Source organism: Streptomyces sp. NBC_00271 (assembly GCF_036178845.1).
Taxonomy (GTDB): Bacteria; Actinomycetota; Actinomycetes; order Streptomycetales; family Streptomycetaceae; genus Streptomyces.
The window spans coordinates 10162174-10187418 of sequence record NZ_CP108070.1; the positions used below are offsets into that span (position 1 = coordinate 10162174).

23 protein-coding genes are annotated in these 25245 nt (G+C 71.6%); 9 read left to right on the plus strand and 14 right to left on the minus strand.

Going from position 1 to position 25245, the window contains the following annotated elements:
- The first annotated feature begins 33 nt into the window (after positions 1-33).
- Positions 34-759, plus strand: coding sequence for a DUF2470 domain-containing protein (locus OG798_RS46275; protein WP_120987647.1), 726 nt, complete (start codon positions 34-36; stop codon positions 757-759).
- Here OG798_RS46275 and OG798_RS46280 read toward each other — a convergent pair.
- From OG798_RS46280 to OG798_RS46295, 4 genes are all read right to left on the minus strand, one after another.
- A complete protein-coding gene (locus OG798_RS46280) occupies positions 727-1956 on the minus strand; it encodes a lactonase family protein (RefSeq protein WP_328759062.1) in 1230 nt (409 codons plus the stop codon). The genes OG798_RS46275 and OG798_RS46280 overlap by 33 nt on opposite strands.
- Before the next feature lie 137 nt (positions 1957-2093).
- Entirely contained in the window at positions 2094-3134 is a 1041-nt protein-coding gene (locus OG798_RS46285; protein ID WP_328759063.1) for a hypothetical protein, read from the minus strand.
- A 52-nt stretch (positions 3135-3186) separates the two neighbouring features.
- The gene (locus OG798_RS46290) at positions 3187-4458 is read right to left on the minus strand and encodes an aromatic acid exporter family protein (protein ID WP_328759064.1); all 1272 of its coding nucleotides are present in this window, start codon (positions 4456-4458) and stop codon (positions 3187-3189) included.
- A gap of 130 nt (positions 4459-4588) precedes the next feature.
- Positions 4589-5218, minus strand: a complete 630-nt coding sequence (locus OG798_RS46295) for a CGNR zinc finger domain-containing protein (RefSeq protein ID WP_328759065.1) — start codon at positions 5216-5218, stop codon at positions 4589-4591.
- 134 nt (positions 5219-5352) lie between these two features.
- On the opposite strand from OG798_RS46295, the gene OG798_RS46300 reads away from it, so the two are divergent.
- Both OG798_RS46300 and OG798_RS46305 read left to right on the plus strand, forming a co-directional pair.
- Complete coding sequence (locus OG798_RS46300; RefSeq protein WP_095850983.1) at positions 5353-6351, plus strand: quinone oxidoreductase family protein; 999 nt, start codon at positions 5353-5355, stop codon at positions 6349-6351.
- Positions 6352-6436: 85 nt separating this feature from the next.
- On the plus strand, positions 6437-7330 hold the full coding sequence (locus OG798_RS46305) for a DUF3626 domain-containing protein (protein WP_328759066.1): 894 nt from the start codon (positions 6437-6439) through the stop codon (positions 7328-7330).
- Here the strand turns inward: OG798_RS46305 and OG798_RS46310 are convergent.
- The gene (locus OG798_RS46310) at positions 7270-7902 is read right to left on the minus strand and encodes a PAS domain S-box protein (RefSeq protein WP_328760167.1); all 633 of its coding nucleotides are present in this window, start codon (positions 7900-7902) and stop codon (positions 7270-7272) included. The two genes, OG798_RS46305 and OG798_RS46310, sit on opposite strands and share 61 nt — an antisense overlap.
- A 160-nt stretch (positions 7903-8062) precedes the next feature.
- Here OG798_RS46310 and OG798_RS46315 point away from each other — a divergent pair, with 160 nt between their 5' ends.
- Both OG798_RS46315 and OG798_RS46320 read left to right on the plus strand, forming a co-directional pair.
- Positions 8063-11242: a cytochrome P450 gene (locus OG798_RS46315; RefSeq protein ID WP_328759067.1), complete on the plus strand. Its 3180-nt coding sequence runs from the start codon at positions 8063-8065 to the stop codon at positions 11240-11242.
- A gap of 21 nt (positions 11243-11263) precedes the next feature.
- Positions 11264-12247, plus strand: coding sequence for a phosphotransferase family protein (locus tag OG798_RS46320; protein ID WP_328759068.1), 984 nt, complete (start codon positions 11264-11266; stop codon positions 12245-12247).
- 79 nt (positions 12248-12326) lie between these two features.
- Here OG798_RS46320 and OG798_RS46325 read toward each other — a convergent pair whose 3' ends face one another.
- Genes OG798_RS46325 through OG798_RS46340 form a run of 4 tightly spaced genes read right to left on the minus strand, consistent with a single transcriptional unit; the run spans position 12327 to position 16933 of the window.
- Positions 12327-13685 (minus strand): GH1 family beta-glucosidase, encoded by a 1359-nt coding sequence (locus tag OG798_RS46325; protein ID WP_328759069.1) that lies wholly within the window; start codon positions 13683-13685, stop codon positions 12327-12329.
- A 29-nt stretch (positions 13686-13714) separates the two neighbouring features.
- The gene (locus OG798_RS46330) at positions 13715-14608 is read right to left on the minus strand and encodes a carbohydrate ABC transporter permease (protein ID WP_121414022.1); all 894 of its coding nucleotides are present in this window, start codon (positions 14606-14608) and stop codon (positions 13715-13717) included.
- Positions 14601-15602, minus strand: coding sequence for a carbohydrate ABC transporter permease (locus OG798_RS46335; protein WP_120987653.1), 1002 nt, complete (start codon positions 15600-15602; stop codon positions 14601-14603). The genes OG798_RS46330 and OG798_RS46335 overlap by 8 nt, the downstream gene beginning before the upstream one ends.
- Positions 15603-15616: 14 nt before the next feature.
- Entirely contained in the window at positions 15617-16933 is a 1317-nt protein-coding gene (locus OG798_RS46340; RefSeq protein ID WP_328759070.1) for an ABC transporter substrate-binding protein, read from the minus strand.
- A gap of 175 nt (positions 16934-17108) precedes the next feature.
- Between OG798_RS46340 and OG798_RS46345 the strand changes: the two genes are divergently transcribed.
- Positions 17109-18491, plus strand: a complete 1383-nt coding sequence (locus OG798_RS46345) for an ROK family transcriptional regulator (protein WP_328759071.1) — start codon at positions 17109-17111, stop codon at positions 18489-18491.
- A 52-nt stretch (positions 18492-18543) separates the two neighbouring features.
- Here OG798_RS46345 and OG798_RS46350 read toward each other — a convergent pair whose 3' ends face one another.
- The 3 genes from OG798_RS46350 to OG798_RS46360 form a co-directional block, all read right to left on the minus strand.
- Positions 18544-19137, minus strand: coding sequence for a hypothetical protein (locus OG798_RS46350; protein WP_328759073.1), 594 nt, complete (start codon positions 19135-19137; stop codon positions 18544-18546).
- Positions 19138-19374: 237 nt separating this feature from the next.
- Positions 19375-19926 (minus strand): DUF3455 domain-containing protein, encoded by a 552-nt coding sequence (locus OG798_RS46355; RefSeq protein ID WP_121414019.1) that lies wholly within the window; start codon positions 19924-19926, stop codon positions 19375-19377.
- 319 nt (positions 19927-20245) lie between these two features.
- Positions 20246-20725, minus strand: a complete 480-nt coding sequence (locus OG798_RS46360) for a hypothetical protein (protein WP_183127008.1) — start codon at positions 20723-20725, stop codon at positions 20246-20248.
- A gap of 91 nt (positions 20726-20816) precedes the next feature.
- On the opposite strand from OG798_RS46360, the gene OG798_RS46365 reads away from it, so the two are divergent.
- Together OG798_RS46365 and OG798_RS46370 are read left to right on the plus strand one after the other, a co-directional pair.
- Entirely contained in the window at positions 20817-21182 is a 366-nt protein-coding gene (locus tag OG798_RS46365) for a MerR family transcriptional regulator (RefSeq protein WP_097223736.1), read from the plus strand.
- A gap of 179 nt (positions 21183-21361) precedes the next feature.
- Entirely contained in the window at positions 21362-22195 is an 834-nt protein-coding gene (locus OG798_RS46370) for an alpha/beta fold hydrolase (protein ID WP_328759074.1), read from the plus strand.
- A gap of 13 nt (positions 22196-22208) precedes the next feature.
- Here OG798_RS46370 and OG798_RS46375 read toward each other — a convergent pair whose 3' ends face one another.
- Positions 22209-23168: an SDR family NAD(P)-dependent oxidoreductase gene (locus tag OG798_RS46375; RefSeq protein WP_328759075.1), complete on the minus strand. Its 960-nt coding sequence runs from the start codon at positions 23166-23168 to the stop codon at positions 22209-22211.
- Positions 23169-23643: 475 nt separating this feature from the next.
- A complete protein-coding gene (locus OG798_RS46380) occupies positions 23644-24681 on the minus strand; it encodes a PHP domain-containing protein (RefSeq protein ID WP_095850971.1) in 1038 nt (345 codons plus the stop codon).
- Positions 24682-24808: 127 nt separating this feature from the next.
- Here OG798_RS46380 and OG798_RS46385 point away from each other — a divergent pair, with 127 nt between their 5' ends.
- Entirely contained in the window at positions 24809-25045 is a 237-nt protein-coding gene (locus tag OG798_RS46385; RefSeq protein WP_328759076.1) for a hypothetical protein, read from the plus strand.
- Positions 25046-25245 lie beyond the last annotated feature (200 nt).

Here is a 25245-nt window from a genome sequence, read left to right on the forward strand (position 1 = left end):
GCTTACCTAATGGAGGTTGGGATGGGTGACCGCATGGGTGACCGTCATCACTGGACGGCCGCGCCCGCCGCTGCCGAGCGCGCCCGCTCGGTGCTCGCCGCGGCATGGTCCTGCGCGGTGACCGCGGAGGGTGGCAGGGAGGAACTCGTCGGCGCGCACACCGTCACCGCGGACGGTCGGGTTCTCCTGCACGTGCCGGACGACAGCGCGCTGACGGCCGCGGCGGTCAGCGCGCCGCGCGGAGAGCCCTCCGCCGTCCTGGAGTTCGCGGACGTCGCGCCCGTGCCGGTGCGCAACCGGATCCGCGCCCGGCTCTGGATGGCCGGCCGGTTCGTCCTGGCGGAGGGCCACCTGGAGTTCCGGCCCTCGCGCGTGGTGCTGCGGGAGGCGTCCGGCGCGCTCGTGGTGGACCTCGACGAGTTCGCGGACGCCGTCCCCGATCCGCTCGCTACGGCCGAGGCGAGCCTGCTCACCCACCTGGCCGACGCGCACCCGGACGCCGTCGAGCGGCTGACCCGCCTCGTCGAGCCCGAGGGTCTGCACGGCGCGGTCCGCGTCCAGCCGCTCGCCGTCGACCGGCACGGACTGACGCTGCGGATCGAACGGGCGCGCGGCAACGGCGACGTACGCCTGTCCTTCCACTCGCCCGCCGACGACGTCTCGCAGCTCACCGAGCGGATGCATGTGCTGCTCACGCAGGCGAGCTCCGCGAACTGCCCCCGCGCGCTACAGCGGCAGCGCACAGACGGCGACGGGTGAGGCGAACGGCTTGCCCGCGAGCCGGAGTTCACCGCTTGCGCCCTCGACGTGGAAGACACTGACCGTGCTCGAGCGCTGGTTCGCCGTGAACAGCAGCCGTTCGTCCGGTGAGAAGGCGAGGTGGCGCGGGAAGTCGCCGCCGACCGGCACGGTGTCCAGGAGCCTCAACCGGGCACCGGCCGCCTCGACCCCGTACCGCGTCAGGCTGTTGTGGCCGCGGTTGGCGAGATAGGCGTACGACCCGTTCGACGTCACCAGGATCTGCGCCGGGTAGTTCGTGCCCGCGCCCGTGCCGGTGGACTGCGGCTCGCCCGGGGTGAGCCGCCCGCTCGCCGGGTCGTACGCGCAGACCACGACCGTGTTGTCGACCTCGTTGGCGAGATAGGCGAAACGGCCGTCGGGGTGGAAGGTGAGATGCCGTGGCCCCGCGCCCGGCCGGGTGTGCGCCTGGGAGACCTCGGTGAGCGTTCCCTTCGACTGGTCCAGGCGGTAGGTGTAGACCGTGTCGGTGCCCAGGTCGACGGCGAGGACGTGCCCGCCGTCCGGACTGGTCACGAACTGGTGCGCGTGCGGGCCGTCCTGGCCGGGGCCCGGTGCCGGACTGGAGTGTGTGACCAGGTCGGTGCGCTCGCCGAGTGCGCCCGAGACGTCGACGGGGTGCACGGCCACGCTGCCCGAGGTGTAGTTGGCGCTCAGCAGCCACCGTCCGCTCGGATGCACGGAGAGGTGGCAGGGGCCCGCGCCGCCGGTGCTCCGGGTGCCCAGCACTTTGTTGTCGGTGAGCCGTACGGCCGTCACGGCGCCCTGTGGCCGCTCGTCGACGGCGTACAGCGTGTGGCCCTTCGGATGCGTGGCGAGGTACGACGGGTCGCCGATGCCGGTGAGCGTGCCGGTGGCCGTGACGGCGCCCGTCGCCGGGTCGTACGTGGCCAGGCCGATCCCCTTTCCGCCGCCCTCGACCGAGGTGTACGTGCCGAGGAACAGCCGGCGGACGGTGGGGGCGGAAGAGGTCGGTCCGGAGGCCGAGGTGGCGGGGGAGCCCTCGGCGGGTGGGTTCGTGGCGGCCGCGGGGCGGGTGCGCGGCGCGGCCGGTGCCGGAATCGTCGTCACCGCGGTGATCCCCGCCAGCGCTCCGATGAACCGGCGCCTGCCCCAGCCGCCGCCCGCGTCCCGCGCCGGATCCGCGCCAGTGTTCATACCTGCACCTCGGGTGTCGGTTGCCTCGGTCGTCACAGCCACCTTGGCGTGCGACACCCGAGAAGTGCAAGAACGGCAATGCTTGTTGCGCCCTGCGCAACGGTGGGCGGGGTTGCCCGACGACCGGGTGGGGCCGCCTACCAGTCACCGTCCTCGACCGGCTTGCCCGGCGCGTCGCCCAGCTGTTTCACCTGGTGGGGCGCGGGCTCCTGCCAGGGCTCGTGGTCGTCGCCGAGCCACTCGCCGACCGGCCGCACCGCGCCCAGGGTGTCGGTGGGGGCGACGTCCTGGGCCGCGTCGTCGTAGTACTCGAACCAGGGCAGCCCGGCCCGGGTGTACGCCGCGCGGTCGACGGGGGACGGCGGGGGAGCCTCGCCCGTGATGCGGCGCCACTCGGGAGGAGTCACGAGATGCACGAACACCCGGCCGGCGGGCTCCCTGGCCCAGGCGCCGGGCGAGCGCTCGTCCGCGTAGACCTCCTGGCGCATCGAGCCTCCCACGCCGAGTCCCATGGCCGGGGCGCTCCTCGCGCGGGCCGCCGAGGCGGGCGCGGCGGCCATGGCGGCGCCGGGAGCCGGCGGGGCGGCGCCGTAGACGGACGCGCTCTTCGCCGACCTCGTGCTCACGGACCGGCGGCGCTCCCACTCACGCCACTTCGCGAGCTCGGCGTCATTGAGCCGGAAGGACTGCAGCTGCAGGCCGCCCCACACCTCTTCGCCGGTGACCTGGCCCTCGACCGTGGCGCCGAGCCCCAGCGGCACGGCCACGAACTGGCGGACCGTGCCCTTCCCGGAGTTGATGCCGTCGAGCCAGGGCTGGCGGGGGAGCACCACGTAGTTCTGCGGGTCCTGGGCGAGCAGGGAGCTCCACGGCCTGCCCGAGACCGCGCACACCTTGCCCACGCCGACCTGGAGCGCGGCCGGCTCGGTCGAGCCCGCGAAGCTCAGCCACATGGCCTCGCGCAGATACACCGGCAGCATCACACCGCCGCGCGCACGCCACTCGGCGGGCACGGTGTCCGCGTGGTCCTCGACGCGGCGCACGGGGAACTCGCCGAGCCCGGGCGGCAGTTCGTGCGTGCCCGTCTCGGGCAGGCGCAGCGTCCGCATGAACCGGACCCGCACCCCGCCCGGCAGGCGCAGTGTGTTCCCGTCGATCCGCACAGCGTCGTCGGCCATCCATCCGCTCCCCCCGTCGTCGCTCCCGTCCCCGAAAACGGAACGGTTGTCCTCAGAGAGAACGACCGGAGACGGGGGGACGGTTCCGGTCCGAGCGCGGCTGTCGCGGCCTGCGGGACATCCGAAGGCGCTGCCGCAGTCGGACGAGGTGGTCACGGCGCTCGCGCTCTTCGCGGGTGCCGCGGTCGAGCTCCTCCATGAGCCGCCGTGAGCGGTGCTCCGTGTCCAGCTCGTCCAGGATGCGGGTGACCTCGGTGAGGACGGCGCCGTGCAGCTGCCACTGCCGGGCGTCCCGCTGCACCTCGTCGAGCAGCAGCTGGGCCAGCTTGTCGCGGGTCGCCGTGGCGGTGGACAGCTCCGCGGTGAGCCGGGACTCGGCCGACTCGGCGTTCTGGCTGATGTCCGTGGTCACCAGGACCGCGAAACTCACCACGGCGTCGCCCACTTCGGACAGCAGCTGCTCCAGTGTCGCCCCCACCTGGGGCTCGAACAGCGGCTCGGGATCGCGCTCCTTGGCGAGGTCGGTGAGGGTGCGGGCGAGCACCCGCAGCACCACCGTGCAGATCTCCAGCGTGTCGAGGCCGGTACGCAGCACGATCCGGTGCAGCAGGCCCTCCCGTACGCGCGGATTGAGCTTGAGGCTGTCCTCGGCCTGCCGGAGCGCCGCGTCCACCTGGACGATGTCGTGGTCCAGGCGGCGCGCCTCGTGCAGCCGGGCGGTGGCGTGCTCGACGGGGGTGCGGCCGGCCGCCTCCTCGCCCATGCGCAGCATCAACCGGCGTACCCGCCGCGCCAGATCCTCGATGGACTCGCCGGCCGCACCCACCCACACCGGGGGAGCGAAGAGCAGATTGCAGCCGAGTCCGACCACCGCGCCGATCAGTGTCTCCAGCACCCTGGCCCAGGCCGTGTCCCCGACCCTGGTCACGCCGAGCACGAGCATGGCGCTGATCGCCACCTCGGGCACGAACTCGCTGACCCGGACGAGATGGCCGACGGCCAGCGAGGCGAGGATGAGCAGGGCCAGACTCCACCATGTCAGACCCACGAGAACGCTGAAGGCGATGGCGACGACGACACCCGCCACCACGGAGTTCACCCGGCGGATGCCGGTGGTGAGGGTGGCGTAGAGCGTGACCTGCACGACCAGGAGCGCGGTGAGCGGGGCGGTGAGTGGCGCGGGCTCCGGACTGAGCCGCAGCGCGATCACGTACGCGACGGTCGCGGCCCCCGCCGACCGCACCGACTGGACGACCACGGGTTCCTCGTGCCACTTCCGGAGCTGTGCGCCTGCCACGGCCCACGCACCACGTACGTCTCGCATCCTTGGCCTTTTCCCTTTTCGCAGGCGTACCGAACGTGCTGATCGAGGACCGTAGCTGTCCGCAAGGGTGAGCGAGGTGGCCGCCCCCCGGGTAAGCCGGAAGAGGTCGGATTCGGGCTGGTCGGCGCCGTCACCGGCTGGAGTCGGCGCGGCTGCGGGACCGGTAACCGGCCACCTTCGCGAGGTTGCCGCAGCGGTCCATGGAGCACCAGCGGCGCCGACGGGCCTGGGAGTCGTCCAGGAAGAGCAGCGAGCACTCGGGGTTCTCGCACTCCTTGACCCTGGCAAGGAGCGGGCCGCCGACCAGTAGGACGGCGTCCCGGGCCACGGTCGCGAGGGCCGCGGGTCCGGGACGCTCGGCCGTCCAGCGCAGGGGCTGCCGGGGGTCCGCGCCCTCGTCCTGCGGCTCGGCGAGTTGGGGGGCGAGGTCGGGGCGGGCCGCCGCCTCGTTGGCCCGCGTGACATCGGCCGGGTCGGGTGCCTCCCCGGCCATCGCGGCGTGAACGAGCCGGTAGAGGGCCTCGCGCAGGGTGCGGGCGTGGACGAGGTCGCCCTCGGTGACGCGCACCGGGGTGTCGTCGGCCCCGGCGCTCAGGCCCGCCTCGGTGATCCAGCGGGCGAGGGCGTCGGGGTCCGGGAGCCGCTCCAGGGGGGTGGCGTGCCGCTTGCCGAGCGTGGCCACGAAGTTCAGGCAGGGGCGTCCGCCGATGAAGGGGAACGGCGAGGCGGGCTCGGGGACGGCGGCGGGAGCGGAGGGCATGGTCCGAGTGTAACGCCTTGACACCGGTTGAAGTGGTGTCGCATGGTGACACCACTTCAACCGGTGTCACCGCTCTCGTGGGCCTCCTCGGATTCCGCGGTGCTCCGGTGCGTCCACCAGGAAGCAGGTGCGGTATGCGTGCGGTGCGGATCGACGAGTTCGGCGGGCCCGAGGTGTTGGTGCCGATGGAGGTCCCCGACCCGGTCGCGGGCCCGGGCCAGGTGCTGCTGCGGGTCGTGGCGGCGGGGGTGAACCGGGCGGACGCGCTGGTCCGTGCCGGGCGGTACCACCGGGCCGGACGTCCACCGCTGATCCCGGGCGTGGAGGCGGCCGGCGTCGTCGCCGCGGTGGGGGAGGGGGTGACCGGCATCGAGGTCGGACAGCGGGTCATGGCCCTGGACGGGGTGAACGCACCTGGTTTCTACGCCGAGTTGGCCGTCGTGCCCGCCCGGCAGGTCACGGTCGTGCCGGACGGTCTGGAGCTGACCGAGGCCGCCGCCCTGCCCGTCGCCTGGCTCTCCGCCTGGTACTGCCTGCGCCATCTGGCGAAGGTGACCAAGGACGACACCGTGGTGGTGAAGGCCGCCGCGAGCGGGGTGGGCAGCGCGGCCGTCCAGATCGCCGCCGAGGCCGGCGCCCGTGTCGTCGCGCTCGCGGGCTCACCCGACAAGACCGCCTGGGCCGCCGGATTCGGCGCCCACGACACCCTCGACACCTCCGCGCACCCGGGCGACGCGGAGGTCGAGGAGGTGCTGCGGCTGACCGACGGGCGCGGTGCGGACGTCGTCCTCGACACCGTCGGCGGCCCCGCTTTCGGACGGAGTCTGCGCGAGGTCGGACACGGCGGGCGAGTGGTCGCCCTCGCCAACGTCGCCCTGGAGCCGAGCACGATCGACACCCGCGACTTCTATCCGAAGAACGCCGCCGTCCTCGGCTTCCAGCTCACCAATCTGCAGATCCACGGCTACGACCCCCGCGAGGACCTGCGCGAGCTGGCCCGGCGGGTCGCGGCGGGCACGTACCGCGTGCCGGTCGAGACGGTGATCCCGCTGGACCAGGCGCGCGCGGCCCACGAACGTCTGGAGCGGCGGGACAACCGGGGCAAGATCGTGCTGGCCGTTCAGGAGAAATGAGTTGCGGATGTCCCGCCCGACGAGTGATCTCTAAGGGTCCCGGAGTGGGGCGAAGAGGTGCGGGAACAGGGCGGGGAGGGGTCACGTGGACTTCAGGGGCGGGCGCACACCCCAGGAGCGGGCGCTGCGCCATGTGGCGGCTCTCTCCCGGGGCGCGGCGGTGAACCCGGCGCTGCGCATCACTCTGAACTTCCACCCCGACCGGCTGGTGGGTGAGCTCCCGATCCTGGAGGTACTGGCCCGGGACGGCGCGTATGTCTCGCAGTTCGTCACGGGAACGAGCAACGGCGGGCTCACCGCGCACCCCGGGGGCGACCGCTGGCGCTGGGAGAGCCGGATCTTCGGCGCGGCGTACGACGCCGAACCCGCGCACGAACGACCCGTGTACGGCGGACTGAACTTCCGGCGCCAACTCGTCGGCGCGGCGCCCCGCTTCGGCTCCTCGCACTTCCGGCTGACCGGTGCGGCCCTGCGGCGGGCCACCTTCTGCTATCCCGACAGCGCGGCCGAGCCGTCCGCGTTCGGGGTCGCCGCCGGGATGTCCCTGATCGAGCTGGCCGAGGCGGACGAGCAGGACGCGCTCGACGACTACATCGAGGCGCAGGTGCACGGCCCCGTCGACCTGGCGAGGGACATGGAGGCCCTGGTCCTGGACGCGAGCTACCGCGGCACGGCCGTCGAGGTGGCGGCCCGGCGGCTCCCGTGCCCCGTGGAGTGGCACCCCGGCTACCGGCTCCCGGTCGAGGAACTGCGGCGCCACCCGGACTTCCGTGGCCCGGAGTTCGTCGCGCTCGGCGCCCGGATCGCCGAGGACGGCCTGCTCGACCCCAGGATCATCGGGGACGCCGCCCGCACCGGCCGCCACGAACTCCAGGACCTGAAGAGGGTGTGGCACTGCCTCGCGCGCTTCGGCGCCCCTCAGGGAGCGGGCACGGCCGCGGGCGGCCACACTCCGGGAGTCAGTACGCCCAGCGCGTAGGCGCGCGCGACCAGTTCCGTACGGTTGGCCGCGCCCCAGCGCTCGGACAGGCGCCGCAGGTGGTAGTTGACGCCGTCCACGGTCAGGCCCGTCTCCCGGGCGGCCCGCGCGGTGGTCGCGCCCCCGGCGAGCAGCGTCAGAATGCGGATCTCGGCCGTGCCCGCCGCCGGCTCGGGCGACTGCTCCACGACCGGGCACTCGCCGAGCACGCGGACCATGACCAGCAGTGCGGTGCTCGCCTCGACGGAGTCACTGACCGGGTCCGCGGTCAGCTCGCCCTCGCGCCGCACCCCGTCGGCCGCGTCCCAGCGCACCGAGACCGGATAGCGCGAGCGACGGCGCAGCCGCAACGCCTGTGCGATCCGCTCGATCTGCCAGGGCTCCTGAGGCCGGAACAGGTCCAGGACCTTGCGCCCCCGCAGCCCGCTCGACGTGGCGCCCCACTCCGCCGCCATCGCCGGATTGGCCAGGATGACCGCCCCGTACACATCACAGACCGCGACCGGCATGGGGATGCGGTCGAACAACGTCATGGCCCGGTTGCGCCACACCACCGCGTCCACCGCGTCCATTGCCACCTCCCGGCCTCCTGCCGTCCCGCCGCGGCCGTGGCAAGCGCGACCCGGCCCCGATGACTACAGAATCATGTAGGGGGGCGGTGCCGGTACGCCGGGTCCGGCGATCAAGCTGGGAGGGCAGGACTTCCGTACCGTGAAAGGCAGTTGTCGCGCCATGTCCCCCACCGCGCCGCACCCGCAACCCCCACACTCCCCCCACGGCATACCGGTCGTCGACATATCCGACACCGGACCCGGCCGAACCCCGCTCCAGCAGGTGATGGAGCTGATGCGCGCGCACGGCCCCGCGCTCGTACGACGGCTGCACGGCCGCGACACCCTCTTCGTCGGCGATCTCGACCTGGTCACCGACCTGGCCGACGAGACCCGGTTCGCCAAGGCCGTGGGACCCGCCCTGGAGAACGTCCGCGCGTTCGCCGCCGACGGACTGTTCACCGCCTACAACGACGAGCCGAACTGGGCCAAGGCGCACGACATCCTCATGCCGGCCTTCGCACTGGGCTCCCTGCGCACCTACCACCCCGTGATGCTGCGTGTCGCACGCCGGCTGATCGACTCCTGGGACCGCGGCGCCCGCGCCGGACAGCCCGTGAACGTCCCCGACGACATGACCCGCATGACCCTCGACACCATCGGGCTCGCCGGATTCGGCTACGACTTCGGCTCCTTCGGATGCGCCGAACCCCACCCCTTCGTCGAGTCCATGGTCCGCTGCCTGGAGTGGAGCATGACCCGGCTCAGCCGCACGCCGGGCACCGACCACTCGGCGGCGGACGCGGCCTTCCGCGCGGACGCCGACCACCTCGCGCAGGTCGTGGACGAGGTGATCGCCGCCCGCGTGGACTCCGGACCGAACGCGGCCGATGCCGGGGACCTCCTCGGACTGATGCTCACCGCCGAGCACCCCGCCGACGGCACCACGCTCGACACCGCCAACATCCGCAACCAGGTGATCACCTTCCTGATCGCCGGCCACGAGACCACCTCCGGCGCGATGTCGTTCGCGCTCTACTACCTGGCCAAGCACCCCGCCGTGCTCCAGCTCGTGCAACGCGAGGCCGACGCGCTGTGGGGCGACGCGGCGGACCCCGAGCCGACGTTCGAGGAGATCGGGCGGCTCACCTACACCCGGCAGGTGCTCAACGAGGCGCTGCGACTGTGGCCGACCGCCGCCGCATTCAGCCGGTACGCCCGGGAGGACACTCTGCTCGGCGGCCGGATCCCGCTGCGCGCCGGACAGACGGTCACCGTGCTCGGCCCGATGCTGCACCGGCAGCCGGTGTGGGGCGACAACCCCGAGCTGTTCGACCCCTCGCGCTTCACGGCGGAGGCGGAGGCCGCGCGCTCCCCGCACGCGTTCAAGCCCTTCGGCACCGGTGAACGCGCCTGCATCGGGCGTCAGTTCGCCCTGCACGAGGCCACCATGCTGCTCGCCATGCTCGTCCACCGCTACCGGCTGCACGACCACGCCGACTACGCGCTGACGGTCAAGGAGACGCTCACCCTCAAGCCCGAGGGGTTCACGCTCAGGCTCACCCCGCGCACGTCCGCCGACCGCGCCCTGGCGCCCCTGCCCGGCGCCGTCGCCCAGCACCCGGCGCAGGCTTCGGCCGACGCGTCCACCCTGCCCACCCGGGTGCGTCCCGGCACCCGCGCCCTCTTCCTGCACGGCAGCAACTACGGCACCTGCCGCGAGTTCGCCGCCTCGCTCGCCGACGAGGCCGCCGGGATCGGCTGCGACACCGAGGTGGCGCCGCTGGACGCGTACACCGACGGGCTGCCCACCGACCGCCCCGTCGTCATCGCCGCCGCCTCCTACAACGGGCAGCCCACCGACGACGCCACCGCTTTCGCGGCCTGGCTCGACACCGCCCCGCAGGCCACCGGCGTGACGTACGGCGTCCTGGGCGTCGGCGACCGCAACTGGGCCGCCACCTACCAGCACGTTCCGGCCCGCATCGACGAGCGCCTCGCGGAAGGCGGCGGCACCCGGCTCCTGGAGCGCGCCGCGGCCGACGCCTCGGGCGACCTGGCCGGCACCGTCCGCACCTTCACGGCCCGGCTGCGCACCGCGCTGCTGGAGCGGTACGGCGACCCGGACGCCACCGGCACCGCGGAACCCACGGCGACGTACGAGGTCCGGGCGCTGACCGGCGGCCCCCTGGACGCCCTCGCCGAGCGGCACGGACTGCTCCCCATGACCGTCACCGAGGCCTACGACCTCACCGCGCCGACGCACCCGCGCACGAAGCGTTTCGTCCGGCTGGCCCTGCCCGACGGCACGACCTACCGCACCGGTGACCACCTCACGGTGCTTCCCGTCAACGACCCGGCCCTCGTCGAGCGGACCGCTGCCGCCCTCGGCCTCGACCTCGACGCGGTCCTGGACATCCGGGCCACCCGCCCGCGACGCGACGGCATTGCGGTCGACCGCCCCTTGACGGTCCGTCAACTCCTCACGCATCACGTCGAGTTGCAGGGATGTCCGACTCCCGACCAGCTCACCGTCCTAGCCGCGGCCAACCCGTGCCCGCCGGAACGAACGGCTCTCGCGGCGCTCGTGGACGACCCGCGCACCCTGATCGAGGTGTTCGAGGCCTACCCCGCCCTGCGCGGCGCGCTGGACTGGCCGACCCTGCTCGACCTCCTCACCCCGCTGCGGCCCCGCCACTACTCGGTGTCGTCCTCACCCGCGACCGACCCCGGCCACGCCGACCTGATGGTCTCCCTGCTGGAGGCCCCGGCCCGCTCCGGCCTGGGCACGTACACCGGAGTCGGCTCCGGCCATCTCCACACGGTCAAGCCGGGCGACACCGTCCTCGCCCGCGTCCAGTCGTGCCGGGAGGCCTTCCGGATCGACGCCTGCGCGCCGGTCGTGATGGTCGCGGCGGGCACCGGACTCGCCCCGTTCCGCGGCGCCATCGCCGACCGCCGCGCCCGGCTGACCTCGGGAGCCGAACTACCGCCCGCCGTCTGCTATTTCGGCTGCGACGCCCCGGACGCGGACTACCTCCACGCGGAGGAACTCCACGCCGCCGAGGCCGTCGGGGCGGTCTCCCTGCGCCCGGCCTTCAGCGCGGCGCCCGTCGACGGTGTGACCTTCGTGCAGCACCGCATCGCCACCGAGGCGGACGAGGTCTGGGAGCTGCTGCGGGCCGGAGCCCGGGTGTACGTGTGCGGCGACGGCTCGCGCATGGCACCCGGCGTCCGCGAGGCCTTCCGTACGCTGTACCGGGACCGTACGCCGGACGCGGACGAGGCGACCGCCGAGAGGTGGCTGAACGAGCTGATCGCGAACGGGCGTTTCGTGGAGGACGTGTACGCGGCCGGGTGACCGAAGGGGCGGGTGGGGCGCATGACGGAGGACTCCTGGGAGCGGGCGCGGCGCATCCTCGCGGCGGCCGGACTGCCGCCGGACCGCCTCGCCCGCTGCCGCCCGCTCGACGGCGGCACCTACAACACCGTCGAGGAACTCCTCCTCACCGACGGCACCCGCCATGTGCTGAAGGTCCCGCCCCCGGAGACCAACCCGGGCATGCGCCATGAGCGCGAACTCCTGCTGTCCGAGGCGGAGTTCTACCGCTCGGCGGCCACCGTCGACGTACCGGCGCCGCGCGTCCTGGCGACCGGCGGCCGTCACCTCCTCATGACGGCCTGCCCGGGCCAGTCGTGGAACGGCACGCTCACTCCTGTTGAACAGACCGCTCTGCGTGTGGAGTTGGGCGGTCTGGTGGCCCGGCTCCACCAGGTCACCGGACCCGGCTTCGGCTACCCCTCCGGGGCCCTCGGCCCACTCGCCCCCGACTGGCGCACCGCCTTCACCACCATGTACGACGCCGTCCTGGACGACGCCCGCCACTATCGGGCCTGGCTGCCCCGGCCCGTGGACGAGGCGGCCCGCACCGCGAAGGAGGCGTACGACGCCCTGGACGAGGTCACCACCCCGCGCCTGGTCCACTTCGACCTGTGGCCGGGCAACATCCTCGTGGACCGGCCGGAAGGAACACCCCGGATCGGCGGCCTGATCGACGGCGAGCGCATGTTCTGGGGCGACCCCCTGGCGGACTTCGTCTCCCTCGCCCTCCTCGGCGACATCGAGGACGACACCGCCTTCCTGACCGGCTATCGGAAGGCGGGAGGCCGCGCGGACTTCGGCCCCGCGGCCCGCCGACGCCTCGCCCTCTACCGCAGCTACCTCTACCTGATCATGCTCATCGAGACCGTGCCCCGCGCCGTGGGTGACGACGATGTCGTCTGGACCCGGAAGGTGGTGGCTCCGCAGCTCGTGGCGGCCCTGGACGACATCGGCCGGCATGGAGCCGGCCGGTCGATCGGATGACCTCGCACCCTCACCTTCGGCTGGACGCGGGCTCCGGTCGAGTCAACACCCGCGTCCAGCACGAAGGCCGGGACGTACGTCAGGCCGCGCTGCGCCTGCGCTCCCCGTGGGCCCGGATGATGTCCGCGTACCGGTGCCCGCTCCCCTTCACCGTGCGCCGCTGGGTCTCGTAGTCGACGTGCACGAGGCCGAAGCGCTTGTCGTAGCCATAGGCCCACTCGAAGTTGTCGAGCAGCGACCAGGCGAAGTATCCGCCGAGGGGAACGCCCTTACCGGCCGCCGCGGCACACGCGGCGAGGTGCTGCTCCAGGTACCGCGTGCGCTCGGGGTCGTCGACGGTGCCGTCGGGGCGGACGACGTCGGGATAGGCGGAGCCGTTCTCGGTGACGTACAGCTTGCGGGCGCCGTAGTCGTCGGTGAGGCGCAGCAGCAGGCGCTCGATGCCGGAGGCGTCGACCTCCCAGTCCATGCCGGTGCGGGGAACGCCCAGGCGGCGCACCGTGCGTACGCGCGGCGCGGGCCCGGAGGGGTCGTCGGCGACGGTGGACGGGAAGTAGTAGTTGAGGCCCAGCCAGTCCAGGGGCTGCGCCATGGTCTCCAAGTCGCCCGGCAGCTCCGGGAGTTCGACGCCGTAGACCTCGCGCATGTCCGCGGGGAACCCGCGGCCGTGTACCGGGTCCAGCCACCAGCGGTTGGTGTGTCCGTCCAGTCGGCGGGCCGCCGCGACGTCCTCGGGACGGTCGGTGGCGGCCTCGACGCTGGAGAGGTTGTTGACGATGCCCACCTGGGCGCCCGGTGCGGCCGCGCGGATGGCCTGCACGGCCAGGCCATGGCCCAGGAGCAGGTGGTACGAGGCGCGGACCGCGACCTCCAGATCCGCGAAGCCGGGGGCCATCCGGCCCTCCAGGTGGCCGATCCAGGCCGAGCACAGCGGCTCGTTCAGCGTCGTCCAGTGCTGGACGCGGTCGCCCAGGCGCTCCGCGACCACCGACGCGTACGAGGCGAAATGGTGTGCCGTGTTGCGTGCCGCCCACCCGCCGCGGTCCTGGAGCACCTGCGGCAGGTCCCAGTGGTAGAGGGTGACGGAGGGGGTGATGCCAGCCTCCAGCAGGCCGTCGATCAACTGGTCGTAGAAGTCGAGCCCCTTCGCGTTGACCGGGCCGTCGCCGCCCGGCACCACCCGGGGCCAGGCGATCGACAACCGGTAGGCGTTGGTGCCCAGTTGGCGCATGAGCCCGATGTCCTCGCGCCAGCGGTGGTAGTGGTCGCAGGCGATGTCACCGTGGTCGCCGTTGTCGATCTTGCCCGGGGTGTGCGAGAACGTGTCCCAGATGGACGGCGAGCGGCCGTCCTCGGCGACGGCTCCCTCGATCTGGTAGGCCGACGTGGCCGTGCCCCACAGGAAGTCCTCGGGGAGTGCGGCAAGGTCGATGGTCACGGAAGTCCCTTCAGGGGATGAGGAGTCGGTCACTTGACGGCTCCGGCCGTCAGGCCGGCGACGAGGTAGCGCTGGAGCAGCAGGAACCCGGCGACCACCGGGACGCTCACCACGAGCGAGGCGGCCATGATCTGGTTCCAGTACACGTTGTTGAGCGTGGAGTAGCCCTGGAGCCCGACGGCGAGCGTGCGGGTGGTGTCGTTGGTCATCACCGACGCGAACAGCACCTCGCCCCAGGCGGTCATGAAGGCGTAGACGGCGACGGCGACGATGCCGGGGATCGCTGCGGGCACGACCACCCGCAGCAGCGCGCCGAGCGGCCCACAGCCGTCCACCAGCGCCGCCTCGTCCAGATCGCGCGGCACCGAGTCGAAGTAGCCGATCAGCATCCAGATCGAGAACGGCAGGGAGAAAGTGAGATACGTGAGGATCAGGCCGCCGCGCGAGCCGAACAGCGCGATGCCCGTGGCGTTGCCGATGTTGACGTAGAGAAGGAAGAGCGGGAGGAGGAAAAGGATGCCGGGGAACATCTGTGTCGACAGCACGGTCACCGTGAAGACGCGCTTGCCGCGGAAGCTGTAGCGGCTCACCCCGTACGCCGCGAAGACCGCGATCACCACCGAGCAGACCGTCGCCGCGCCCGCCACGATCAGCGAGTTCACGAAGTACCTCGCCAGCGGGACCGTCGACCAGATGTCGATGTACGGGCGGATCGTCAGCCCGCTCGGCAGCCAGCGGAACTTCCCCGAGACGTCCGCGAGTGGCTTCAGCGAGCTGGAGACCATGACGTAGACCGGTACCAGGACGAAGCCGGTGAGCAGGGTGAGGAAGATCCTGCGGGACCAGAGGAAGGACCGCGGGGGAGCCATCGGCGAGCGGGGCGCCTTCGAGGCGCGGGACGCCGTCTGCGCGGTGCTAGACATCGGCCGTCTTCCTTCCTCGGGAGGTCAGCAGCAGGTAGACGCCCGTCACGACGAGCAGGAAGAGCAGCAGCAGGACCGACATCGCGGATCCGGTGCCGAAGTTCCAGGTGACGAACGAGGCCTGGTAGATGTGCACCGAGATGAGGTCCGCGGCCTCCGGAGCGGTCCTGCCGAACAGGACGAACGGCGTGTTGAAGTCGTTGAACGTCCACAGGAACAGGACCAGCACCAGCACCTGGTTGACCGGGCGCAGTGACGGCAGGGTGATGCGCCGCAGCTGCTGCCACAGACCGGCACCGTCGAGAGCGGCCGCCTCGTACAGCTCCCCGGGGATGTTCTGGAGGCCCGCCATGACGATGAGGAACGCGAACGGCCAGCCCTTCCACACCGACACGGTGAGCAGGGCGTAGAAGCTGTTGTCGCCGATGAGCCAGAAGGACGGCTTGTCGGTGAGGTGCAGCTGGTCGTGCAGGACGTGGTTCACCAGACCGTTGTCGTGCTGGAACATGAACACCCAGGTGATGACCGCCGCGTACACGGGCAGCGCGTACGGGATGAGGAAGAGTGCCCGCAGCAGACCGCGTCCGCGGAAGGTGTCCTGCATGTAGATCGCGGCCGCCGTGCCGATCAGCCAACACAGGCCCACCGACAGCAGGGTGAAGCCGACGGTGACGAGGAACGAGTGCAGCAGCGCCTTGCCGACGGGCGCGCTGAAGTCCACCGACACCTTGTAGTTGTCGAAGCCGGACCAGGGCGCGGTGCCCCAGTCGCGGATGTAGAACTGGGTGAGCTCCTTGAAGCTCATGAAGATGCCGATCACCATCGGCACCAGGTGGACCAGGAGTTCGAGGATCAGGGCGGGCAGGAGCAGCAGATAGGGCAGTGCGATGCGCCGGATCCGCCCGGGGCGGCGCGGTCCGCGCGCCGTCCCGGGGGAGTCCTTGGGCACCGCCCGTTCGCCGGAATCGGCGGAGGCGGCGGTCGTGGTGGTCATGAGGGAGTCCGCGCTCACTTCGCAGGCATCTGCTGCTGGGCCTTCTCGAGCTCAGCCTTCACCGACTCCGTGGTCACCGCGTGTCCGGCGGCCGCGGCCGCGAACAGTGTCTTGACGGCCGTACCGACCGTCGTCTCGAACTGGGACTCGTCGGCGACCTGGGGAAGCGCGGCGGCGCTCTTGGCCAGGGTGTCCTTGAGGACCGCGTTCGCCGGGGTGTTGAAGGTGGCGTCCGTCTGGGCCGTCTTCACCGGCGGGATCGAGCTGTACGCCGTGTTGAGGATCTTCTGCTCGGCGTCGCTGGTCATGAACTTCACGAACTTGGTGGCGCCGTCGAGGTTGTGGCTGTTCTTGAAGACGGCCAGGTTGATGCCCGCCACCATCGAGTTGACGTTGGTGCCGGTTCCCGGGGTGCCGGACTGCACGGGGACCGGGGCGATGCCGTACGCGTCGTCACTCATGCCCTGCGACTTGAGGTTGGCGGACGCCGACTGCCACAGCAGCATCGCGTTCTTGCCCTTGGCGAAGTCGCTCACGGACTGGTTCTGGGCGTACTCGGCGTTGCCGGGCGCGATGATCTTGTCCTTGGCCATCAGGTCGACGTACTGCTTGACCGCCGCGACCGTGCCGTCCGAAGTGAAGTCCGGCTTGCCGTCGGCCGTGAAGAAGTCGGCCCCGTGCTGCTTGGCGAAGACGAAGGTGTGGTGGATGTTCTCCGAGGGGTTCGAACCCTCCGCCCCCAGGCCCCACTTGCCGCCCTTGGACAGCTTCTTGCCGTCGGCGATCAGCTCGTCCCAGGTGGCCGGCGGCTTCGCTATTCCCGCGTCGGCGAACAACTTCTTGTTGTAGTAGAGCGCGTACGCCATCGAGTACAGCGGGACCGCGGCCGGGTCCTTGCCCTGCGCGCCCGTCGAGCCGAGCGCGGATTCGACGAAGCGGTCCTTGCCGCCGATCTTGGCGAAGTTGCTCGCGTCCCACGGCAGCAGAGCGCCGGTGGCCTGCAACGAGGCGCTCCAGGTGTTGCCTATGTTCAGGACGTCGGGGCCCTGACCCGACGTGGTCGCGGTGAGAATCCGGTTCAGCAGGTCCGACCAGGGGACGACCTCCACCTTCACCTTGATCCCGGACTGCTTCTCGAACTTGTCGAGTTCGGGCTGGAGGACCTTCTTGTCGACCTCGATGCTGGCGCCCTGGTTGGAGGCCCAGTAGGTGAGCGTCTTCGGCGAGTCGTTGGACCCACCGCCCGTCGACGAGCCGCCACCACAGGCGGTCACGGCGGTCAGCAGGGAGACGGTGACCGCACCGGCGGCCGCGGCTCGGATTCTGCGCATGGCTGCGTATGTCCCTTTCCCGGAGGAAGAGCCACGAGGGGCGCCCGCGTTCGCGTTCACTTCTCGAACGACCCTCATGTCTTAATTTAGGACGTGAGTTAAGACCCGGAAGAAAGTCGCGTCAAGGGATCGCGCAGGGGTATCTTGCAGGTCGGGCGGGCCAGGAGGGACTCACATGGCGGTGCGGAACGGGCGAACAGTGCGTGACCTGCGGCGCGGCAATCGCACCGCCGTGTTGCAACGGTTGTATTTCGACGGCCCCATGAGCCGCTTCGAGCTGGGCCCGGCCACCGGCCTGAGTTCCGGTTCCGTCAGCAACGTGGTCGCGGAACTCGTCGCGGACGGTCTGGTCGAAGAGGCCGGAAGCGTCGACTCCGACGGCGGCCGCCCGCGCACGTTGCTGCGGGTAGTACCGGGCAGCGGCCACATGATCGGCGTCGACGTCGGCGAAACCCGCGTCCGCGTCGAACTCTTCGACCTGACCCTCACCGAACTCGCCCGCACGGAGCGGCCGTTGGAGCGGCGGACGTACGGGGGTGACTGGGCGACGGAGGGCGACGGACAGGCTCAGGGGGAGGACCCGTCGCTGAGCGGCGGACCGTCGTCGAAGCGTCGGGAGTACGACGTCGATGTCATCGTCGGGCACATCCGGGACGGCGTCGCCGAGGTGCTGGACGAGGCGGGCATCGCTCCCGAGCGGCTGCTCGGCGTCGGTATCGGCGTCCCGGGAATCGTCGCCCGTACGCCCGAGGAGGGTGCGGTGGTGCACGGTCAGACGATCGGCTGGGACGCCGTCCCGCTGGAGTCCCTGCTCCGCTCGGCCTGCCAACTCCCCGACACCGTCCCGTACTTCGCGGACAACGGAGCCCGGACCCTGGGCCAGGCCGAGATGTGGTTCGGCGCCGGACGCGGTGCGCGCAACGCGGTCGTCGTCCTCTTCGGCTCGGGCGTCGGCGCCTGTCTGGTCACCGAGGACGTGGAGCACGGCCGCTCGGTGGAGTGGGGCCACCTGACGGTACGGGTCAGGGGGCGCCGCTGCCGGTGCGGTGCCCTGGGCTGCCTGGAGGCCTACGCGGGCGCGGAGGCGCTCCTCGACCGCTGGCGCGAGGAGGGCGGACGCCCGCCCGAGGGCACCGACGAGGAGACCGCACTCACCGCGATGCTCACCGCGGCCTACCCGACCGAGGAGGGCGTCGAGGCCGACCCCGTGGCGCTCGCCGTCCTGGAGGAGACCGCCGAGTACCTGGGCGCGGGCCTGTCCGACCTGATCAACCTCTTCCAGCCCGAGCGGATCCTGATCGGCGGCTGGGCGGGCCTCCAGCTCGGCACCCGCTTTCTGCCCGCAGTCCGCCGGTACGCGGCCTCGTACGCCCTGCGTTACCCGGCCGAGCGCGTCTCCATCGACCTCGGCCGGCTCGGCCCGGACGCGGTCACCGTCGGCGCCGCGATCCTGCCGCTCGCCGACTTCTTCGCGCGGGGCGGCCGACGCGCCGAGCCGGTGAGCGAGGGCCCCTCCCCGGCCTGGCGCACCGCCCTGGAGGAGCGCGCCCCGCACTGACCCACAGCCGGGGGTTCTCGACGCCCGTTCCCGTACGGTGAGTCGGCCGCGATCACTTGGAATCCGTCAGCTTGCCGAGCTTGTTCAGCTGCGCCTTGATGATCGCTTCCGGTATGACGGCCGGCTCCTTGCCCCTTGGCCCCGCGGGGAGGTTGAACGCGTAGAACATGGCGACGGCCGTTCCTTGCCGAACGGCCACCACCGCGAAGGGAACCCGGACGGGGTCCTCGTCCGCACTGTCCGCCGCGAGCTGGGTGAGTCGCAGGGACACGGATTCATCGCCGTAGCCGGGGTCGGGCCGCAGGTCGGCATCGTCGTAGCGGAAGTCCGCCCTGATGTCCTTGAAGGTCTTGCATCGCTCGGCGGCCGTGCGGAATGCGTCGATCACCCGCGCGGCATCCCCGGCGCTGTGCGACGACAGGATCATGGATGCTCCGGGACCGTGCTTCTTCGAGAAGATGACCCGGCCCGTGGGTGCGGTGGCTGTGAAGCCGCTGCTTCCGCCCAGGGCCTGAACGACGGGCGTGCATGCCGCAGGATCCGCCGTCCGGCGAGACGCCGACGGACCAGCCAGGGTCGGGTTGACCTCGTAGCCGTCGAGATCCGTTTCGGTGATCACCGCCCGCTCCAGGTCCGCCTTGTTCAACGACTTGCCCTGCACCCTGGCCGTCGTGGTCTCTTCCGGCGCTGCGCCTGCCGGGGCACCCTGCCCGGATCCGCATGCGAGCAGCAGGCTAGATCGTCCGCTCGGCGGACGGGATGGGTTTTGAGGCTGAGCGGTGAGGTGTGCGGTGCGGTCGAGGACACTCGGATCCCGGCTGCCCGCAGCGGGGCAGGAGCCCTTGGGATCGTTCGGAGGGCCCCTGCCGTAGCTCTTACCGCATCACTTGGCGGGCTTGTAGAAGGCGTAGGTGGCGGAGTAACGGACGCTGATCTGGTCGGTACCGGTGCAGGCGGTGGTGGGGGCGACGCCGCCGTGGGTGTCGAGGCGCTGGACGTAGGAGACGCCGGCGAAGACCCCGGTGCCGCGCGTGGCGGTGGACTGCAGGAGAAGCTCGGGGATGGTGCCGGTCTTGGGGGAGTTGGCGATGGCGGCGGCGTTGACCGCGCTGCCGTCCACCGTGGACACCCAGACGGGGCCGCGGGAGTGGAGGGCGAGGGGGCGGTGGGCGCGGCCGTTCTTGGCCCACAGGGTGGCGGCGGGTTCCAGCAGCTTCCAGGCGCCGTCGGCGCAGGTGTAGGTCTGGACGCCCGCGGCGGAGAAGACGCCGGTGAGCCGGTTGCCGTCGGGGACCTTCAGCGCGGCGGGAGCGTCGACGCCGGTGCGGGCGGGCTGCGAGGCGGCGGCCTGGCCGACCGTCGCGCTGAACAGCGTGCCGGCCGTCACGGCGGCGAGAGCTGTCGTGGTGAGGACGAGACGCTTGGCGAACTTCATCGGATTTGTCTCCAGAACGTTTTCTGAACGAGGTCGAGTGGCACCGCGGTGGCTGGGCGGGCTGTCGTCGGTGCGCACACGGCCACGCCCTGTTCTTCGGCGTTACTCGGTGTTCTTCGGCCGCGCTGGACCGGGCGACAGCCACGGCGTCCTTGTCGGGATCACCGAGGGGCGTTCCCGCCCATACCGGGATCGTCGACGCGATGACGAGTAGGAAGTATCGCCGTACGGGTCTCGGCTCGACGAGGGTCTATGGGGCACGTGGCCGGGCACGCCGCCGCGTACTCGGGGCGTCGGTGCATGTGCCTCAAGACGGGTGTCACTGGCCCTCTGTGGGGAGTGGATGCCCAACGGCCGGGGCGGCTTCGGTGCTCAACAGGTTCGTGTTCCGAGTTCGCCACCACGGCACCAGCTGCACGAGGCCGAACATCACCTCGACGCCGAAGAACAGCCACAGCAGCCGCATGGCACCGTGGGCCAGCGCGTACGCCTGCCACGCCGCGAACAGCGTGCGTGCGATGCCGTCGAGCAGTCCGTGCACCGGCAGCGGCCGGACGATGCGCAGGACGGCCCAGACCACCACGACCGAGCCCATCAGATTCGCGTACAGGGTCTGCACCGGGTCGAGTTCGGGCAGGGCTCCCAGCCCGAGCGCGTTGCCCGACGACGACAGCGCATCGTGCACCAGCGCGTACGTCCACGGCGTCGCGAAGCCCGCGGTGACGACGAGGTCGTACCAGGCGCTGGCCCGTACGGCGCGCAGATAGGCGGGGCGTTCGGGGGCGAGGGTCCGGATCACGATGAGGCTCCAACTGGTCTCGGGGCAGCGACGCCTCACGCTAAACAGTGGAGTACGGTCCAAGGTCAAGCCCGCCGTCCGAGGGAGGGACATGCGTATCGGAGAGCTCGCCGCGCAGGCGGGCATGAGCAGAGACACCATTCGGTTCTACGAGAAGGTCGGCCTCGTCACGGGTCGGCGGCTGGCCAACGGTTATCGCGACTTCCCGCCCGAGGCGGTGCCCTGGTTGCAGTACGTCCGCACCGCGCAGACGCTGGGATTCTCGCTCGCGGAGATCGCGCGGCACGGCGAGGAGTTGCGGGAGGCGCCGGACTCCGCGGAGGCGCTGTCCGTGCTGTTCGAGCAGAAGATCCAGGTCATCGACGCCCGCATGGCCGAACTCGCCACCTTGCGGGCCGAACTCGCCACGCGCGTCGACACCGGGTGCCCGTTGCGGGCCATCGGCCGACCGAGCTGACCACGAGGTCGGGCGCGCGGGCGGCCCGGTAACTGTCCGACCGCGGGCGGGCGTTGCACTGCGCTCTGCCCGGCGGCGCCTTCGGGCATGACCTCGGGGGTAATCGACCCCGCCCCGGCCCTCCGGAACCATGAAGGACGTACCCACTCGTCCCGCCACCGGATTCCGGGAGGTTTCCCATGCCGTACTTCGAGAGCCCCGTCGATGGCACCCGACTGCACTTCGTCGACTACGGTCCCGCCGCCGGACAGGTCATCGTGTTCGTCAACAGCGCCTACTTCGGCACGGAGATGTGGGAGTACCAGATGCTGCCGCTCGCCGCGGAGGGCTACCGGTGCGTCGGCTTCGACCGGCGCGGCCACGGCCGGTCCGACGACGTGTGGGACGGGTTCGACCTCGACACGCTGGCCGACGACGTCGACGGGCTGCTGCGCCACCTCGACCTGTCCGGGGTGACACTGGTCGGGCACTCCATCGGGACCGCGGAAGTCGTACGCTGCCTGACCCGGCACGGCGTCGAGCGGGTGGCGAGGGTGGCACTCGTCGCGGGCATGGCGCCCGGGGCCGTCCGGTCCGCGGACCATCCGGAGGGCATCGACCCGGGCGTCGTCGAGGCCGGCAACGAGGTCTTCCGCCGCGACCGGGCCGCCTTCTTCGTGGACGGGGCCCGCTCGTTCTTCGCCCTCGACCGCCCCGGGAACGAACTCTCCCCGGCCTATGTGCAGTCCATGATCAACCGCTGTCACGGCGCCACCGCGCGCGGCGGGGCGGCGTTGGGAGACCTCGCGGCCACCCTGAACGTCGCCCCCGAACTGGCCAAGCTCGACCTGCCCGCACTGGTCGTCCACGGCACCCACGACACGTCGGCACCGCTGGACCTGACCGGCCGCCGGGCGGCCGAACTGCTCCCCGACGGCACACTCAAGGTCTACGAGAACGCGGGCCACGGCCTCTTCGCCACGCATGCGGAACAACTCCTCGCGGATCTACGGGAGTTCATGGCCCGCGACTGACGCCCCGGGCGCGTCACGCGAACGCGTTCACCCCGGTCAGCTCCGCCGACAGCGTCCACAGCCGCGCGGCCTGCTCGGGGTCGATCGCGTAGTCGCGTACGCCGGTCCGCTCGCCGTCCGCCGGAGCGACCTCGGCGATGTCGCAGTCCTCGCAGTACACCCCGCCCAGGCCGGCCAGCTGGGGTGAGGTCGCGGCCCACACCTGGGTCGCCGCACCCTCCTGGGGCGACTTGAAGCCGGACGGGTTCAGCGGGTTGCCGTCCTCGTCGATCCAGCCGCGCTCCACCATCTCCTCCTTGGCGAGGTGGCGCTGCAGCGGGGTGAGGATGCCGCCGGGGTGGAGGGCGAAGGCCCGTACGCCGGACTCCCGGCCGAGCCGGTCCAGGTGGACGGCGAACAGGACGTTCGCGGTCTTCGCCTGCCCGTACGCCTCCCACTTGTCGTAGCCGGTGCGCCAGTGCACGTCGTCCCAGCGGATCCCCGAGTTGTGGTGAGCGCCCGAGGAGACGGAGACGATCCGCGCGCCGCCCGGCTCGATCGCGGGCCACAGACGGTTCACGAGCGCGAAGTGGCCGAGGTGGTTGGTCGCGAACTGGGCCTCCCAGCCGGGACCGACGCGGGTCTCCGGGCAGGCCATGATCCCGGCGTTGTCGATGACGATGTCGATGGTGCGGCCGGAGGCGAGGAAGCGTTCGGCGAAGGCGCGGACGCTGTCGAGGTCGCCGAGGTCGAGCTCGTCCACCTCGACCCCCTCGATGCCCTCCACGGCCTCCCGGGCCACGTCCGGGCGGCGCGCCGGGACGACGGCGTGGGCGCCCGCCTTGGTGAGCGCGCGGGTGGTCTCCAGTCCGAGCCCCGAATACCCGCCGGTGACGATCGCGAGCTTCCCGGTGAGGTCGACGCCCTGCAGGACGTCGTCGGCGGTGCTGTGGGCGCCGAACCCCGAGCCGATCTTGTGCTGTGCAGTGGTCATGTTTCGACGCTACGGATTGGAGAGCACTCGAAGTCAAGCGGCGGCCGCCGCCCACGGAGGGGCAGCAGCGCAGGGCTGGGGACAGCAACGCAGGGCGGGCCGGGCATGGCGCCAGACATGAAAAGGCCCCGACCGGACGGGGGAATCTCGGTCGGGGCCGTCTGTGGTGGGCACGGATGGCGGTCACCTCTCGGCGAGAGGCTCCACAGGGCTTCAGCCGAACGATCGTCCCTGTGGGCAAAAGGTGAGGCCCGGGGACACTGTCCCATCCGCACCCACGGTTGGTTTAACGGGGAACTACCGATGGGTGTTCCCGCGTGACCAGGGCAGGCGCGGTGATCTGTGTCACCCGGAGGGGGCAAGAGGGGCGGACGGTTCTCGGGTCGCCGTACAACTCACGTCTCGGCTCGCCATACGGCTTCACGCGTCCGGGCGCTCGGGCTCGGATGTGCTCTCGCCTCCCAGAGTACGCCCGTCAGGTGCCGGTTACACGGGCCGGCGCCGTCCGCGATCGCGTCCAGGCCAAGAGCTCGTCCTCGCTCCAGGTGGTGATCACGCGCTCGGCGGGCACCCCGCACTCCTCGGCCCGCGCGCAGCCGTGGATCTGCCAGTCGAGCTGGCCGGGGGCGTGCGCGTCGGTGTCGATCGAGAAGAGCACGCCCGCGTCGAGCGCCCGGCGCAGAAGCCGGCGCGGTGGGTCGAGCCGTTCCGGGCGGCAGTTGATCTCCACGGCGGTACCGGACTCCGCACAGGCGGCGAAGACCGCGTCCGCGTCGAACTCCGACTCGGGCCGCCGACGCTCGGTGAGCAGCCGGCCCGTGCAGTGCCCGAGCACGTCCGCGAGCGGATTGCGTACGGCGGTGACCATACGGCGGGTCATCGCCCCGGCGTCCATGCGCAGCTTGGAGTGCACCGACACCACCACGACGTCCAGCGACTCCAGCAACTCCGGCTCCTGGTCGAGCGACCCGTCGTCGAGGATGTCGCACTCGATGCCGGTGAGCAGCCGGAAGGGAGCCCACCGGCGGTTGAGCTCCGCCACCACCGCCACCTGCTCGCGCAGCCGCTCGGGGGACAGGCCCCGCGCCACGGTCAGCCGCGGCGAGTGGTCCGTGAGCACCGCCCACTCGTGCCCGAGGCGCGCGGCGGTCCGGCCCATCGTCTCGATCGGGCTGCCGCCGTCCGACCAGTCGGAGTGCAGATGGCAGTCGCCGCGCAGCAGCGCTCGCAGCCGTTCGCCGCCCTCGGCGAGGGGGCCCGCGGCCTCCTGTTCCAGCGTCTCGAGATAGCCGGGCAGCCGACCGGCCACCGCCTCACGCACGACCTGCGCCGTCTTCGGCCCGATGCCCTTCAGCGACTCCAGGGTTCCGGCGGCGACGCGCCTGTCGACCTCCCCGGCGGGCAGCGCGGCCAGCACGGCCTCCGCGGTGCGGAAGGCCCGTACGCGATAGGTGGGGGCCTGGGTGCGCTCCAGCAGGAACGCGATCCGGTCCAGGGCCTCGACGGGATCCATCGGCACCACCTTCCGTGAGCTCCTCACCCCTTTCAAGCCCTTCAAGCCTTGCCCAGCCGCCGTCGGCCCGCACGGCGGGGTGTCACTCACCTCGGCCCGCTCGCGGGAATCGATCTACGCTCTAGGCATGACCGAAATCTCGAGCCCCCACATCTCCTACCCTCGGGTCATGGTGCTCGGGGTGCAGCCGTGCGACCCGCCGTTTCGCATCATGGAGATCGACGGGGAAATGGTCGGTGAGGCGAAGTCGATCACCGATGTCCTGACGATCGCCGGCTCCCACGGGATCCACATCCACGATCTCGACGACCCGGACGTGGTGCGCTGGGTGGGCGGCGACAAGTTCACCTGGGCGCTGCGCTAGGCCTGTCCGGCGGATCGGTCGGCGGGAAGCGACGGTGCCTTGTCGGCACCGGCGGATCAGGGCGCGGCGCCGGACAGCTGGATCGCGGGGCGGGGAGCGCGCGGACCTCGGGGTTCGCGCCGGTGTGAGCTGTCGCGGGAGGAGTGACCCCGCACCCCAGGAAAGATCACCAAAGGGTGGGAACCCGGCATGAGCCGATT

Bases quoted from the DNA above. Each gene is read 5' to 3' on its own strand.
- OG798_RS46275 (WP_120987647.1), top strand. From the start codon at position 34: ATGGGTGACCGTCATCACTGGACGGCCGCGCCCGCCGCTGCCGAGCGC.
- OG798_RS46280 (WP_328759062.1), bottom strand. From the start codon at position 1,956: ATGAACACTGGCGCGGATCCGGCGCGGGACGCGGGCGGCGGCTGGGGC.
- OG798_RS46285 (WP_328759063.1), bottom strand. From the start codon at position 3,134: ATGGCCGACGACGCTGTGCGGATCGACGGGAACACACTGCGCCTGCCG.
- OG798_RS46290 (WP_328759064.1), bottom strand. From the start codon at position 4,458: ATGCGAGACGTACGTGGTGCGTGGGCCGTGGCAGGCGCACAGCTCCGG.
- OG798_RS46295 (WP_328759065.1), bottom strand. From the start codon at position 5,218: ATGCCCTCCGCTCCCGCCGCCGTCCCCGAGCCCGCCTCGCCGTTCCCC.
- OG798_RS46300 (WP_095850983.1), top strand. From the start codon at position 5,353: ATGCGTGCGGTGCGGATCGACGAGTTCGGCGGGCCCGAGGTGTTGGTG.
- OG798_RS46310 (WP_328760167.1), bottom strand. From the start codon at position 7,902: ATGGACGCGGTGGACGCGGTGGTGTGGCGCAACCGGGCCATGACGTTG.
- OG798_RS46315 (WP_328759067.1), top strand. From the start codon at position 8,063: ATGTCCCCCACCGCGCCGCACCCGCAACCCCCACACTCCCCCCACGGC.
- OG798_RS46320 (WP_328759068.1), top strand. From the start codon at position 11,264: ATGACGGAGGACTCCTGGGAGCGGGCGCGGCGCATCCTCGCGGCGGCC.
- OG798_RS46330 (WP_121414022.1), bottom strand. From the start codon at position 14,608: ATGTCTAGCACCGCGCAGACGGCGTCCCGCGCCTCGAAGGCGCCCCGC.
- OG798_RS46335 (WP_120987653.1), bottom strand. From the start codon at position 15,602: ATGACCACCACGACCGCCGCCTCCGCCGATTCCGGCGAACGGGCGGTG.
- OG798_RS46340 (WP_328759070.1), bottom strand. From the start codon at position 16,933: ATGCGCAGAATCCGAGCCGCGGCCGCCGGTGCGGTCACCGTCTCCCTG.
- OG798_RS46345 (WP_328759071.1), top strand. From the start codon at position 17,109: ATGGCGGTGCGGAACGGGCGAACAGTGCGTGACCTGCGGCGCGGCAAT.
- OG798_RS46355 (WP_121414019.1), bottom strand. From the start codon at position 19,926: ATGAAGTTCGCCAAGCGTCTCGTCCTCACCACGACAGCTCTCGCCGCC.
- OG798_RS46365 (WP_097223736.1), top strand. From the start codon at position 20,817: ATGCGTATCGGAGAGCTCGCCGCGCAGGCGGGCATGAGCAGAGACACC.
- OG798_RS46370 (WP_328759074.1), top strand. From the start codon at position 21,362: ATGCCGTACTTCGAGAGCCCCGTCGATGGCACCCGACTGCACTTCGTC.
- OG798_RS46375 (WP_328759075.1), bottom strand. From the start codon at position 23,168: ATGACCACTGCACAGCACAAGATCGGCTCGGGGTTCGGCGCCCACAGC.
- OG798_RS46380 (WP_095850971.1), bottom strand. From the start codon at position 24,681: ATGGATCCCGTCGAGGCCCTGGACCGGATCGCGTTCCTGCTGGAGCGC.
- OG798_RS46385 (WP_328759076.1), top strand. From the start codon at position 24,809: ATGACCGAAATCTCGAGCCCCCACATCTCCTACCCTCGGGTCATGGTG.